16 protein-coding genes and 2 tRNA genes are annotated in these 12,347 nt (G+C 56.1%); 7 read left to right on the top strand and 11 right to left on the bottom strand.

Translation table 11 applies throughout. The features are described 5' to 3' along the window. Window positions 1-14 precede the first annotated feature (14 nt). The 6 genes from WDN10_01870 to WDN10_01845 form a co-directional block, all read right to left on the bottom strand. Window positions 15-410, bottom strand: a complete 396-nt coding sequence (locus tag WDN10_01870; GenBank protein MEJ0053456.1) for a VOC family protein — start codon at window positions 408-410, stop codon at window positions 15-17. Between the two features lie 92 nt (window positions 411-502). Next, entirely contained in the window at window positions 503-1,228 is a 726-nt protein-coding gene (locus WDN10_01865) for a hypothetical protein (GenBank protein MEJ0053455.1), read from the bottom strand. 84 nt (window positions 1,229-1,312) lie between these two features. Further along, window positions 1,313-1,786, bottom strand: coding sequence for a hypothetical protein (locus WDN10_01860; GenBank protein ID MEJ0053454.1), 474 nt, complete (start codon window positions 1,784-1,786; stop codon window positions 1,313-1,315). 40 nt (window positions 1,787-1,826) lie between these two features. Then, the gene (locus WDN10_01855; GenBank protein ID MEJ0053453.1) at window positions 1,827-2,522 is read right to left on the bottom strand and encodes a DUF4386 domain-containing protein; all 696 of its coding nucleotides are present in this window, start codon (window positions 2,520-2,522) and stop codon (window positions 1,827-1,829) included. A 41-nt stretch (window positions 2,523-2,563) separates the two neighbouring features. Further along, on the bottom strand, window positions 2,564-3,268 hold the full coding sequence (locus tag WDN10_01850) for a prolyl oligopeptidase family serine peptidase (GenBank protein MEJ0053452.1): 705 nt from the start codon (window positions 3,266-3,268) through the stop codon (window positions 2,564-2,566). Between the two features lie 14 nt (window positions 3,269-3,282). Continuing rightward, complete coding sequence (locus tag WDN10_01845) at window positions 3,283-3,969, bottom strand: uracil-DNA glycosylase family protein (protein ID MEJ0053451.1); 687 nt, start codon at window positions 3,967-3,969, stop codon at window positions 3,283-3,285. 130 nt (window positions 3,970-4,099) lie between these two features. On the opposite strand from WDN10_01845, the gene WDN10_01840 reads away from it, so the two are divergent. Next, window positions 4,100-4,654 (top strand): hypothetical protein, encoded by a 555-nt coding sequence (locus WDN10_01840; protein ID MEJ0053450.1) that lies wholly within the window; start codon window positions 4,100-4,102, stop codon window positions 4,652-4,654. Between the two features lie 467 nt (window positions 4,655-5,121). Here the strand turns inward: WDN10_01840 and WDN10_01835 are convergent, their stop codons facing one another. From WDN10_01835 to WDN10_01820, 4 genes are all read right to left on the bottom strand, one after another. Next, complete coding sequence (locus tag WDN10_01835) at window positions 5,122-5,688, bottom strand: hypothetical protein (protein MEJ0053449.1); 567 nt, start codon at window positions 5,686-5,688, stop codon at window positions 5,122-5,124. After that, a complete protein-coding gene (locus tag WDN10_01830) occupies window positions 5,654-6,106 on the bottom strand; it encodes a hypothetical protein (GenBank protein MEJ0053448.1) in 453 nt (150 codons plus the stop codon). The genes WDN10_01835 and WDN10_01830 overlap by 35 nt, the downstream gene beginning before the upstream one ends. 12 nt (window positions 6,107-6,118) lie before the next feature. Then, window positions 6,119-6,406, bottom strand: coding sequence for a hypothetical protein (locus WDN10_01825; protein ID MEJ0053447.1), 288 nt, complete (start codon window positions 6,404-6,406; stop codon window positions 6,119-6,121). A gap of 153 nt (window positions 6,407-6,559) precedes the next feature. Continuing rightward, window positions 6,560-6,644, bottom strand: a tRNA-Ser gene (locus WDN10_01820). Between the two features lie 58 nt (window positions 6,645-6,702). On the opposite strand from WDN10_01820, the gene WDN10_01815 reads away from it, so the two are divergent. From WDN10_01815 to WDN10_01790, 6 genes are all read left to right on the top strand, one after another. Continuing rightward, window positions 6,703-6,774 (top strand) — tRNA-Glu (locus WDN10_01815). Window positions 6,775-6,849: 75 nt separating this feature from the next. After that, complete coding sequence (locus WDN10_01810) at window positions 6,850-7,284, top strand: NUDIX domain-containing protein (protein ID MEJ0053446.1); 435 nt, start codon at window positions 6,850-6,852, stop codon at window positions 7,282-7,284. Window positions 7,285-7,511: 227 nt separating this feature from the next. Then, window positions 7,512-7,841 (top strand): phage holin family protein, encoded by a 330-nt coding sequence (locus WDN10_01805; protein ID MEJ0053445.1) that lies wholly within the window; start codon window positions 7,512-7,514, stop codon window positions 7,839-7,841. Window positions 7,842-7,870: 29 nt separating this feature from the next. Beyond that, complete coding sequence (locus WDN10_01800; protein MEJ0053444.1) at window positions 7,871-8,215, top strand: hypothetical protein; 345 nt, start codon at window positions 7,871-7,873, stop codon at window positions 8,213-8,215. 55 nt (window positions 8,216-8,270) lie between these two features. Next, entirely contained in the window at window positions 8,271-8,408 is a 138-nt protein-coding gene (locus WDN10_01795) for a hypothetical protein (protein ID MEJ0053443.1), read from the top strand. Window positions 8,409-8,532: 124 nt separating this feature from the next. Then, window positions 8,533-9,156 carry an NYN domain-containing protein gene (locus WDN10_01790; GenBank protein MEJ0053442.1) on the top strand — a complete coding sequence of 208 codons (624 nt, stop codon included), beginning with the start codon at window positions 8,533-8,535 and terminating at the stop codon, window positions 9,154-9,156. Window positions 9,157-9,243: 87 nt separating this feature from the next. Here WDN10_01790 and WDN10_01785 read toward each other — a convergent pair whose 3' ends face one another. Next, complete coding sequence (locus tag WDN10_01785; protein ID MEJ0053441.1) at window positions 9,244-12,342, bottom strand: efflux RND transporter permease subunit; 3,099 nt, start codon at window positions 12,340-12,342, stop codon at window positions 9,244-9,246. Between the last annotated feature and the right edge of the window lie 5 nt (window positions 12,343-12,347).

Here is a 12,347-nt window from a genome sequence, read left to right as displayed (position 1 = left end):
TTTCAATTCCTGGATTATTTCGCGTTCGCGTCGGCCTGATGGAGCCCGAAGATATTCCCGTCGATGTCCTTATAGTATCCCTGCCAGGCCATCCCAAGGAGCGCCATTTTCGGAAGCGCGACGGTCCCTCCGGCGGCTATGATCTTCTCGTGGTATGCGTCGTACGAATCGACGACGACCGTGCAGACGAAGCTCGTCACGGCCGCTCCGTTCTCCGGAGCCGCGCCCATGCGGCGCGTTATACCGCCGTTGATGCCGCCCGCCTCTTCCTGCTTGCCCGTCATCACCATCCAGTATTCCATCTGACCTCCTTCCCATTTCTTGATGTCCCAGCCGAAGACGTCGGTATAGAATGTGGCGGCTTTCTCGGGATCGGTTGCGTGTATTTCGAAGTGCGCGACTCGGTTCATAGGTTTTTTATGAGCGGGGATAAGAATGCCAGTATAGCAAAAAAGAACATCCCCGGCCGCGTTGCGGCCGGGGATGAGTCGCCTGCTCCCGGTCAGATAGTTGCCAAAGCTCGTTTGAGGAAGTAGCCGAGCTTGCGCTTGTCAGCGCAGTCGACGACTACTTGCCCGGCGATCAAGTCTGGGAACCAGGCATGCTTACGTTGCGATACCTTGAGCGCCAAGACTGCGTCATCGTCCCCGGTGTCTCGGATGAAAGCGTCCAAAAACGAATCATAGGTACGATAGGGAGTGCGTTCATCCCAGGCGACCAGAAACGCAGGCTCGGCGCCTTTGCTTGGTACTTCGTTGAAGTAGATCGAAATACAAGACATATCGCCATTGTATCTTGCCCCGAAATCGATGTCTATGCCTGTAGCAAAGAAAACGACCCTGACATCCCGTCGTTCGAAGCGGTCATCGGGGATATTGGGCCAATCGTCTCCGCTTGGCCGCGAAGCCCCGTAGAAGGTGAAGCTTCCGCACGCCCCAGGCTCCTTGTTGAGCGCGATCAGGCGCTGCATGTCCGGCGATTGCGCGAGTTCGAGCAGGTTTGCGAGCCCGGTGCGTGCCTTGGCGCGGCGCGCCTGCCAGCGAATTTCATATTCCCGGCGTTCGCGCTCGGTCCGAAGCCGTTCCTGCCGCTCCCGCTCCTGTCGTTGCCGGAGAAGCTTTTCTTGCGCGGCTACCTGATCGCGGAGCTTCTTCGTACTCGTTCTGGTCAGCACATCCCCGGCCTTCCGCAAGCGGCGGGCTTGGGTATCCGAAAGCACTGCTTGCATGTCAATCTCCTTCCGTCTGGGTTTCCCACGTCTGGGGGAAACTGTACGCGAGCGGACCTGGATGTCAAACCTATCTCGGTATACCTAGGGAAGAGTGCTAATTTTCGTATACACCGTCACGGCGCCCTGGCCCGAAAGATCGGTCGTCGTAAGCGAATGCTCGTCGAGTTTGTTGACCGCGAAATACGTGGTTTCGACGCCGCCGTCCCATACGACCTTAATGACGGTCATACCCGAAAGCGCGCCTGCCCGGTCTTTGAGCACCGGCTCGCCCTCAGGATCGATTACCGACCACTCGCCGCCCGTACCCGCGCCCATATCCCCCTCATATCGGTCGATCATCACGCCATCTGGACGTATCTCGCGGGTGAACTTCGCATCGATCGTGCTTTGCCAGAGCCCCGACATAAGGGGATCACCGGTGTTTTCATGCTGCGCAGGCGTATTTGTTTCTTGAGGCCCTGCTGGTGGCCGCATCGTCGGAGACCAGAAATAAAAAGCCGCTGCGGCGACAACCACCACGAGCGCTACGATCCATCCGGTTAGTGCGTTGTTCATGGGAAGAAAGAGTTTGGTTAATGCGCGAAGTATACCGTATTCAATCGATCTTGAGCTTCAGGAACCGCACGCCGATCACCAGGAGCCAGACAAGCCAGAGCGTGCTGCCGATAAAGCCCGCGAGGTCCCATACGGGGAAGCCCGGAATCACCGTTCCCAGGAGCTCCGCTTGCGCGAGGAGATAGATCGCCGCAGCGGCGTAGCCGAGCCAGGTGACCCAGCGGGGCATAAGGCGGAGGCGGTCGAAGACGAACGACATAAGGGCGATCCATGCGATGGTCAGGAGCTGCCCGAGGCACTCCCCGATCGCAACGCCGCCATACTGATGGAGCGTCTGAAAGACAACGATCGCGGCTTCCCGCGCCGCTTCGCTCTGGCTCTCGACGAACGTGGCGGCGATGCCCGGGACCGCGAATGTCCAGCGCAGGAGCCCGGCGATCTGCACGGCTCCGGAAATGACGCCGAGGGTGGTGGCGATCCGCACGAGAGGGGATTTTGTTTCGAGTTTCTGCCCGAGCGCCACATAGGCGGCGAGAAGCGGAAGGCCGGCAAGCGCGAACGCCCACCACAACAGGATGAGCGCCGCGCCGCCATCATGGAAGCGGGTGAGGATGACTCCCGGAGCTTCGCGGAGGATGTCGGGGTACTGGAAGAGTATCGTAAGGAGGATGTACGGAATAAAGATCAAAACCGCACCGGCGATCAGGAGCCACCCGATCAATTTTTCAGTTTTCATGGAAAGAGTATAGCGCGCCTGCGGCGCTATACGGTGTGGCGTCACGGGAGTGGTTGAAAGCTTGGAGGAAGTATTTGGGTCTCGGTAAGAAAATTCACTGTAGCCAGGATGACGGCCTCTTCGTGCTTCTTTTCGCTATACGAATGATCGGCTCCTTCAATCGAAAGGAGTCTGGCGTTCGGGAGCATTGAAACGAGCCTCTCCGAGTTCGAGAAGGGGATATTGGCATCGGCCGTGCCGTGAATAATAAGCGCAGGCGTATCTTTCTTCTCCAAATATGCCCTGTCCACCGTTAAATCCAGCAGCGAACGCAGGGAGCCAAGCGCAGCAGACATGTACGCGTCTATGGTGGCGCCGTCTTCCGCAACCCCTATCGCGGGAGCCCACAGCACTTTCCTGCGGATATGAGTGGAAGGGAATGTAAGCATTACGGCGCCGCCGAAGCTTTTTCCGATGCCGAACAGGGAACTATATCCCTGGGCGTGTAGGTAGGTAGTTACCTCGCCAAGGTCCCGGTAAATGCCGTTCAAATTCCTTTGCTCGACGTCTTTCGCGTCTTTCCATGCGCTCACCCGGGCTATCGCGAAACCCGCTTCCAAACAGGCTTCTACCAGAGGCTGGAAACGATCCGAAAAGGCTCCGCCGCTTATACCGGGCAAAAAGACGACGGCCGCAGTCGTCGGCCTGTCAGGGACATCGAGTATAAATTCCAAGGCTGTATTTCCTATGCGTATGGGTTCCGACATGGTTCAAGCATACCTCAGGCGCGGAGCTTTGCCGGGAGTTCTTTGATGGAATGCTTTGAAAGAATCCATTTGATATCCTCCGCCGCCTTACCCATGTTCATAATGCCCATCCCCACGGGGTAATAGGTCGCGTACGTCGTATAAACGCCGCCTTTCGTCTTAAGCTCAAACGGCTTTCTCCTCACTTCCGAAACCTTTATCGGCCGTTGCAACAAAACAGAGCTCACCTGATTTCCGAACGTAATCACTACGTTCGGCCTGATGAAATCGATCTCTTCTTCCATCAGGGGAGCGCACGCCGCGAATACGGAATTCGGAAGGGGCCTCGCATCCGGCTGGGTGGACCGGCCCAGGTTTGTTAGAAACACTTTCTTTTCGGCAAGCTTCGTATACAAACTCCTCGCAAATGCATCATCCCAGTCCCGAGGCTTTTTGTCTTGAGTGGCTGTAAAAGTCTGTTTGTCTAGGAAACCGAGCTGGTACAGGAGTTTCCATATGTTTTTTGTCCCGAGCCACGAAGCCCTGAGTCCTTTCCATTGTTTATGTACTGAAACGTTTCTCGCCGTTGGGTTCATCAAAATCAGACACACATCAGGCTGCGTTATACAGCCCGTGCCGTAGATAGCGCGATAGTCAGGATGGCCGAGTTTCTTTTGCAGCAAGTCCGTTTTGCCTTTTAGGTGCTCGATTTGGAGGTTCATAGGCTATAAGTCCGCTTACTTTAACATTTCCTGATTTGAAACAGGCCCCTGAAGAGGATGTTTGACCGAGCCAGTCGCTCCTTATATAAAGTATTCGGATAGGTAGTAACTTCAACCTCGGAGAACCTGGATGACATCGAATACAGAGCGAATGGCGGTAAATGCCGCTCTTGAGAAAATTATCGCACGGATCGACGAGAATCGAGAGGCGGCACGAAGGGTTGTTAAATACGGCTCCGGACTCAAAGAATCGAAACGTATTCAAATGAAATATCGCTCCCGTACAAGGTCTTCTGGTGAAGACGTATCGGGGTACTCTCCCGGCCAAGGTGAGGTCACCATTAAGGATGCAGAGCGCCAGGAAGAGAAAGAATGGGAAGGCGGAGTTAATAAGGACCGAATCGGGCACTTCCGACTTTGGAAAGAGGAAGAAGGAGAATTGAGGTTCCATCACTTCTGGAAGTCGGGAATCACTACCAGATCCATTGGCGGTGAAAGGCCAGACGAATATTGCCTCGGTTACGACCCTGTCTCGCTCGAGCCGACCTATCTCGGCCTGAATCGCGAAAAGCTTGTGTTCACGCTCTGGCTAGGTATCTGGATGGATATCAGTCGGTTTTATCTTGAAGCCATCTACGGCAAAGTGCCGAAGAAAGTGGTTATCAACATTCAGCTTCATAATTGAGATAAATCTTTTCAACTGCAGTCCGTTAAATCGGGCTGTTCTTTTTAGTAAAAGAGCTTTTGTCAAGTTCGAATATCGGTACTGGGCGGTGAGTGTATCACCTTTGCGCGAACCCACCTGACCTGAACGCGCCTCGGCCGCGCTCGCGGACTCGCGCGGTCAAACCCAAAAGTTTCCTTGCATTTCTTTCTCCGGCTCCTCCCCCCACCCCTCCGCCGAAAGGCGAAAAAGAGGAAAGGAAGTTTTTGGTTTGCGTCGCGTTTTGAAAACTCCACAAGGGGCAACAAAGTATCCACATTGAAGCCCCTTGCTCCGTAATCAAAAGGCGATCCGAGGCGCAATACACTGCGGTCTGCGCTAGGGCGCAGTCATGTTTGTATGTGCTTGGCCCACCCACCCAGTCCGCGCACAGCCAGCCCCGTCGTTTTAGGAAACATTATAAAACGGCAGGACTGGCTCCCCATAACTCAAAGACGATACGTCTCATCAGATTCCGAAATTATTTGCTCAATTGCCGTCTTTGACTGCTCTAAAATCCTGCCGTGCGGGTAATCGTCTTGCGCGTAATTTGTAAAAGCAAAAATGGCATCTTTCAGTTTGCGCACAATTTCTGCATACTTTTCTGCCGCATCGGGGACGATATACGCACTTGTAAAATTGGCGTGCTTGAATTCTTGGTCAATGTGCGCGGCGACCTTATGCCGCAATGAGAGAGGAAGAACCTTTTTGAACGCATCGGCAATGGAAGCGACTTTTGCCTCAATTTCTGCGGTGTCTTCGCGTGAATAGTCTGCTTTGTATTGAGCGAGGAAGTTTCTTATCGATAGCTCGCCTGGCGAGTTTGAGAGCAATAAACTGTGGAGCGAGATAACACCCTTTGAAAAGTTGAGGTTGTAATAGAAAGGCAAAAAATCGCTTCCGCGCCCGGGTAGTTTCGGTACTGCCTTACAGACATCAAAACAGATTTCGCAGAGGTATATCTGGTTTACGATTTCGTACTCAATGTCGCGCAGGCTGCGGTTTGGTCTTGTCATTTTTTGACTTCATTATCATATAGCCGAGGAAGTCATGCCAGTCTTTTTCAGAGAGTTTGAATTTCTTCATGCCCTCCCTTTTTGATATATCGCTAAGTTCGTTGAAATACGCCAAGTGTGTATCAAAGGCTGCGGAATTATCCGGCTTATTTTTTATCGGGTAGCGTTTTGATGCTTCCGCCAAATCGTGTGCTTGTCGCTCTACCCAAAAAAGGGCGATCCGCTCCATTTTTCTTCGGGCAAGGAATTTGTCGAGTAGCACAATAAGCAGCGCACCAAAAGCACCGAGCGCGGCCATTTCATAAACGTCTAAACTAACTCCCACGTACTCAAGCGCGATCCCTACGGGAAGCGCAATGAAGATTATTCCTAAGAAAAAATACAGCAGCTCATTTTTACTGCGAAAGAAAAGTACCATGCGCGAACTTCCTTAGAAGCCGCCGCGCACGAGAAAGAAAATGATGAGATACACAACCAGCGCGATGTTGAGAGCAGTCCCCCTAGAAACCTTTGAGAAAATAAATCGAGCCAATCTTTCCAAAAAAATGACGGCGACCAGCCAGCCCAACAGAAAACCAAGCAAGCCAATAACGTCAGAGTGGTCGTAGACAAATATAACCACTACGCTCACGGCAAGAAGAACCATTGAAAGCTTGTTCGGTTTCAAATCTATAAATTTTTTCTTTTCTGAAACCTCTTTTTGTGCTTCTGCTTCCATAATGATGAAACGTTACCTGATAAAATAATCCATCGGTTTTCCGTAAACCTTTGCGAACTCCGCGAGCTCGACTGCATCAACGCCGCGCTCGCCTCGTTCTATCTTTGAAATATACGCCTGTGGCTTCTTCAACTTCTTTCCCGCTTCGATTTGCGGAGGCGGTGAGATTCGAACTCACGATACCTTGCGGTATGGCGGTTTTCGAAACCGCTGGAATAAACCACTATCCGACGCCTCCAACGCCAAGGATTCTAGCATTTAGGCGGTAAAATGCTAGGATACGCAGGTTAGAAGACGGCCCCGTCGTCTAATGGTTAGGACAGGTCCCTTTCAAGGACCAAACACGGGTCCGATTCCCGTCGGGGTCACAGCGCTTGCGTTATATAATCCTTATGCCATTGTATTGCGGGATGTTCTAATCAGCGCCGAAGGACGCTTGCACCATGCCCTCACCACGTCCGCGCGTGGTCCTCGTCACCCGCGCTTTCGTAAAGCGCCATGACGGAAGACTGCTCGCCATACGACGATCGGCCAACGAGAGCCATCACGCTGGCCTCTGGGAATGTCCGGGTGGCAAACTCGATCAAGGCCAAGACATCGCTCATGCGCAGGAACGCGAGGTAATCGAAGAGACGGGGTATTTCGTTACCCCCGTCGAGCTTCAATGCTTCGCAGACAGCTACGTTATCGGCGACGGCGCGTACAAGGGTCTGCCGTATGTTGTGTTGTTTAGCGTGTGCCGACTCGTCGGCGGAATAAAAAAGCTCAGCGATGAGCATTCGGCGTTAAAATGGGTGTCGTATCGAGACTTCCTCGATCTCAATTTGACGCCGGAAGTTCGCAAGGCTGCAATCGGCCTGGCGAAGCGCCTGCGCTGACGGAGAGTATTGCGCGGGCGTTCCTGCCCATAAACCGCCTTGTCGCAGGGTCCGTCCTTTCGGAAACTCTGCTGACAGGGCGGTCTTTGTTTTGTAGTTCAAGTTCCCGATTTCGGTTTATCGCCCCATCATCTCCCCTTGAGATCGCCGTTATTTTGATTTCCGTACTCTTGTTCTACGGGCTGCTCGCACGCGGCTCCGCGCGTCCTTATTTCTAATACCCATTCATGCTTCTACTCATCCACTGGCTCATTTCGGGCCTTGCCATTATCGTCGCCGCGTTCCTTCTTCCGGGAGTCGCGGTAGCGGGGTTCGGAACCGCGCTTATCGTCGCGGTCGTGCTCGGGCTTCTGAACATATTTCTCAAGCCCATCCTCACCCTCCTTACGCTTCCGGTGAACATCCTTACGCTCGGGCTCTTCTCCCTTGTCATAAACGCGGTCATCATACTTCTCGTCTCCATGGTGGTGCCGGGATTCAGGGTGGACGGGATTCTTGCGGCGCTCCTCTTCAGCATCGTCTTGTGCGCGGTCAATCTCGCATTTGTCCTGTTCTAGCGCTTTAAGTCACTAACCAAACACGCACCATGAAAACGAATAAGACAATGAGCGATCTAAAAAGGCTCGGCGGCGAGGAATTCGAGCGGCTCGAGAGCGAGTACAAAGAGTGGCGGGCGGGACCGCGGATCCTCAGCAACCCCGTCCTTATTACGCTCAGCATCCTCGGCATCGCGCTTATCCTGTGCTTCCAGACCGCGTTCCCGAGCTTCATCGGCATCCTCATATTCGCCTATGCGCTCTACACGTTCGCGACACGCGAAGGGCACCGCGAGGGCTATTTCGAGGGATACTACGAAGCCAAGGGAAGAAAGATGCCCGGGGAAGGCGAGGCAAGCGCGGAGCACAGGCACTCGCACCATACGCCTTCATAATCGCTTCAGCAGGGGACCGGTATAAAGGACTGGTACCCATAACCGATCAACCACCATGGCTGATGCAGATAACTTGAACGAACGCGCGCAAGAACACGAGGAACAGGCGGGCGACGAGCGCGAAGCTGCGGGGAAACAGGAGCACGCCGACGACGCGCAGAAAGAGGCGGATAAAGCGGCTGACAATCTCTAGCCGCCAGGGTAATCACTCGCAAAACGAAGGGCCATGCGCAGCGCATGGCCCTTCGTTTATTCTTGTTATGCCGCGACGTGCGTCATGCGGGGTGTGGAAACATCATGAGTGATAAAATGGGCGCATGCGAAGCATTGCATTCATTGATGCCTCGAACCTCTTCTATGGAGGAGAGAAGAGCTTGGGGTGGAAAATAGACTATGAAAAGCTCCTGGCCTATCTGAAAGAGAAGTACGGAGTCATTCAAGCGCACTATTTCGGCGGCGTCGAACTGCATAACTTTCCTTATGATTATCTGGCTGCCGAGACCGTTCCGATAACGGCGCTGGAGAACTATCTCATCGGTTTGCTCAAAGACGGAGCGGATATATTAGATGATGCCAATATTGTCCTGATCAATCGACATCTCAAGCGCGTGCGGTTCTATCGGAAACTCGAAGAATTCGGCTATACGCTCTTCCTCAAGCCAGTGAAGTCATACGAACAGGAAGACGGCAGCACGCGCCGTAAAGCCAACTGCGATGTGGACATGACATTCCGTCTCATGAAGGAAGAAGAATCTCTGGATCGCGCGCTAATTCTTTCCGGTGACGGTGATTTCCTGCCGGTCTTGAAGCATCTTAAGGAGCGAGGGAAAGAAGTGCTGGTGCTTTCCCGCGGGCCCCGCACGGCAAAAGAACTCAAACAATTTGCCGGAAGTAACTTTCGCGACTTCGAATATCTGCGGGAGCGTTTGCGAATGAGATAAACAGCGAGCGGCACCCGTTTAGGATGCCGCTCAGGTGTAGTGCATGCACTATACACCCCCTGCGTGTGCCGTCAATAGCGTTCGTCCCTAACCCCGGGCGGCGTACCGCTCGCGTACCTCTCTCCCTGGCCAGCGGTGATAGAGGACGGGGATGAGGACGAGCGTGAGGATCATGGAGAAGGAAAGTCCGAACATGATCGCGAAGGCGAGCGGCCCCCAAAGCGCGGAGGCGAAGGAGAGCGGGATCATGCCGACCACGGTCACGACGGTCGTGAGGATAATGGGGCGGAAGCGCGAGGACGCGGCTTCGATGACGACCTCCTGGAGCGAATGCTCGGGGCTTTCCCGTCCGATGCGGGCGACCGAGTCCATGAGAATGATGGCGTGGTTTATGATCACGCCCGCAAGCGCGATAACGCCGAGAAGGGAAGGGAAGGAAAGCGGGGAGCCGGTGAGCGCGAGGCCTCCGAGTACGCCGATGAGCGAGAGCGGGATGACGGAAAGGAGATAGAGCGCGTGGCGGAACGAATTGAACTCGAGGACGAGGATGGCGAGCATGAGCGCCACGCCCGCGAGAAGCGCGATGAACATCTCGGCGAACGACTGGTCGACATCCTCGTTCTCGCCGCCGATCTTCATCGTGACGCCCGCTGGAAGGTCGACGCCCTGCATGCGCTTCTCGAATTCGGTCGACACGTCGGCGGCGGTCGCACTTGCGCGAAGCTCGCTCCCGAGCGTCGTCACGCGCGTGCCGTCCTCATGCCGTATGGCCGCGTGCGCGGCCGCGAAATCGACCGAAGCGATAGTCGAGAGGAGCACGGGACCTTTGGCACCCGGTACGGAAAGCCCCCGCACCGCGTCGATGGTGACGTGCGTGGTCTCACTCGGGTCTTTATAGGAAGGGTTGAGGTTAAGGAGCGTGCGCACCTCGATATCGTCCTTTCCGGTACGGATTTCGGTCGCTTTCGCGCCGTAGAGGGCGGTGCGGAGGGTATCGGCAACGACCGCGGGAGAGACGCCAAGCTCGGCGGCCTTCGCCGTGTCGAGCGAGAGGATGAACTCGGCGCTGTCGTCTTTGGTGCTCGTCGTCACATTGGTCGCGCCCGGAATATCCGCGAGCACGCGCTCCGCCGCTTCGGTCGCGGTCGTAAGCGCGGCAAGGTCGTTCCCGGAGAAGGTGATCACGACCGGAGTTCCGGTCGGCGGCCCGCCTTCGGGGCTTGAGACGGTGACCTTGGCGGAGGTGACCGGCGCGAGCTCCTTCCGGAGATCCTCGAGTATCTCGTCGCTCGACTTATCCCGCGGGGTCTTGAGATTTATGGAAATGTTCGCGAGCTTCGCGCCCGACCCGCCGCCCGCGAAATAGGAGCCCGACCCGACCTCGGTCACGAACGACGCGATGTTCGGGTCCTTGTAGAGGATCTCCTCCACTTCGCGAACCGAGAGGTCGGTCGCGGCGAGCTCGCTTCCCTGCGGCAGCTCGACCGAGAGATAGACGAGATCCGAGTCGCTTCCGGGGAAGAAGATGACCTTCACCGCTCCGAACATCGGAAGGAGAAGCGCGACAATAAAGAGGCCGATCATGGCCGCGATGAAGCGGTTCTCGTACTTGCGGTTCCCGAGAATCCGGCGGAGAAACCCTTCGTACCAGCGCTTTGCCGCCTCGTTATAGCGCTCCTGCGCCGCCTCCAGGGGCGACAGCTCCGGCTTCACGAGGAATGTCGCGAGAAGGGGCACGATGCCAAGCGCGACGAAGATGCTCGCGAGAAGGACGAAGATAACCGTGAAAGGGATCGACGCGATGAACTTGCCCGTGACGCCGGAGAGGAAGAAGAGGGGGATGAACACGGCGACCGTGGTCATGGTGCCTGCGATAAGGGGCCACGCATACTCGCGGATCGCCGCGACCGCCGCCTGCATGCGGCTTCCGGACTTGATGAGACGCGTATGGATAGCCTCGACGACGACGATGCCGGAGTCGACCAGAATGCCGATCGCGAGGATAAGCGCGAAGAGGGAGACGAAGTTGATCGTGTTTCCGGCCGCCGCCATGCCGATGAAGGAAATGAGGAAAGAAAGCGGGATCGAGACGGCGGCAACCAGGGATTCCCGCCACCCGAGCGTCGCGAAGAGCATGAGCATGACGAGGATCACGGTCTCGATGCCGGTACGCGTGAGTTCGGTAAGGTCCTTCTGCACGTCGTGCGCCGCGTCGTACGTGATCACGGTCTTGGTGCCTGAGAGCGTCGAGGACTCAAGCGCCGCGAGCTTCTCCTTCACCGCGCTTCCGGTCGCGAGAATATTGCCGCCGCGGCTCTTGAAGACGGAAACGGTGAGCGCGGGCGCGGAAGGACTCCCGGCGCTTGAGACGCGGGAAAAGGTCGAGGGGTTCTCGAGCCCATCGACGACGCGGGCGACATCGCGCACGTGAAGCGGCGTCCCGCCGGGACCGGAAAACGCGACGCCCTCGACCGCCGATGTGTCCGTGATGCCGGCCTCAAGACGCACCGAGTATTCGACGCCCCGCACCGTGATCGAGCCGATCGGGGAAGCGATGCCGGACGCCCGGATCGCGTTTGTGACATCGGAGAGCGAAAGGCCGTACTGCCGGAGCTTCGCCTGCTCGACCACGACCTGCACCTCGCGCGCCCTGGTACCCGAAAGCGCGACGCGGGAAACTCCGGAGACGCGGGAAAGCTCGTCCTTGAGCGTCTCGCCAAGGGTCGTGAGTTCGGCAGGCGCGAGGTCGCCCGAGACGGATGCGATCAGGATCGGCTGGTCGGCGAAATTCACGTCCGTGACGCTCGGATCCTCGACTTCGGCCGGAAGATCGGGCTTCGCCTTGTCGACCGCGTCCTTGAGGAGCTGGATGGACTTGTCGATATCGGCGGAGGCGTCGAACTCGACCGTGACCGAGGAGAGCCCGGCGCCCGAGGTCGAAGTGACCTTGGAGACGCGCTCGATGCCAAGCACGCTGTCCTCGATCTTGTTGGTCACGAGCCGTTCGGTATCCTCGGCGGAGGCCCCGGGAAGAATGGTAGTCACGATGCCGACCGGTATCTGGACCTCCGGCGCCGATTCCTTCGGAATGCGGACGGCGGCATAGATGCCGCCGAGTATGAGTACGAAAATGAGGAGCAGCGTGAACTGCCGCTTATCCAGGAAGAATTTCCAGAATCCCGTCATGCGCG

It is taken from the genome of bacterium, from assembly GCA_037200965.1.
Lineage (GTDB): Bacteria > Patescibacteriota > Minisyncoccia > Phycocordibacterales > Phycocordibacteraceae > C7867-001.
The sequence above is the reverse complement of the archived record's forward strand: the minus strand, read 5'-3'. Positions and strand labels throughout refer to the sequence as shown.

Coding starts and splice junctions, on each gene's coding strand:
- WDN10_01835 (MEJ0053449.1), bottom strand. CDS start 5,688: ATGACAAGACCAAACCGCAGCCTGCGCGACATTGAGTACGAAATCGTA.
- WDN10_01825 (MEJ0053447.1), bottom strand. CDS start 6,406: ATGGAAGCAGAAGCACAAAAAGAGGTTTCAGAAAAGAAAAAATTTATA.
- WDN10_01805 (MEJ0053445.1), top strand. CDS start 7,512: ATGCTTCTACTCATCCACTGGCTCATTTCGGGCCTTGCCATTATCGTC.
- WDN10_01845 (MEJ0053451.1), bottom strand. CDS start 3,969: ATGAACCTCCAAATCGAGCACCTAAAAGGCAAAACGGACTTGCTGCAA.
- WDN10_01870 (MEJ0053456.1), bottom strand. CDS start 410: ATGAACCGAGTCGCGCACTTCGAAATACACGCAACCGATCCCGAGAAA.
- WDN10_01800 (MEJ0053444.1), top strand. CDS start 7,871: ATGAAAACGAATAAGACAATGAGCGATCTAAAAAGGCTCGGCGGCGAG.
- WDN10_01830 (MEJ0053448.1), bottom strand. CDS start 6,106: ATGGTACTTTTCTTTCGCAGTAAAAATGAGCTGCTGTATTTTTTCTTA.
- WDN10_01795 (MEJ0053443.1), top strand. CDS start 8,271: ATGGCTGATGCAGATAACTTGAACGAACGCGCGCAAGAACACGAGGAA.
- WDN10_01810 (MEJ0053446.1), top strand. CDS start 6,850: ATGCCCTCACCACGTCCGCGCGTGGTCCTCGTCACCCGCGCTTTCGTA.
- WDN10_01850 (MEJ0053452.1), bottom strand. CDS start 3,268: ATGTCGGAACCCATACGCATAGGAAATACAGCCTTGGAATTTATACTC.
- WDN10_01860 (MEJ0053454.1), bottom strand. CDS start 1,786: ATGAACAACGCACTAACCGGATGGATCGTAGCGCTCGTGGTGGTTGTC.
- WDN10_01790 (MEJ0053442.1), top strand. CDS start 8,533: ATGCGAAGCATTGCATTCATTGATGCCTCGAACCTCTTCTATGGAGGA.
- WDN10_01865 (MEJ0053455.1), bottom strand. CDS start 1,228: ATGCAAGCAGTGCTTTCGGATACCCAAGCCCGCCGCTTGCGGAAGGCC.
- WDN10_01785 (MEJ0053441.1), bottom strand. CDS start 12,342: ATGACGGGATTCTGGAAATTCTTCCTGGATAAGCGGCAGTTCACGCTG.
- WDN10_01855 (MEJ0053453.1), bottom strand. CDS start 2,522: ATGAAAACTGAAAAATTGATCGGGTGGCTCCTGATCGCCGGTGCGGTT.
- WDN10_01840 (MEJ0053450.1), top strand. CDS start 4,100: ATGACATCGAATACAGAGCGAATGGCGGTAAATGCCGCTCTTGAGAAA.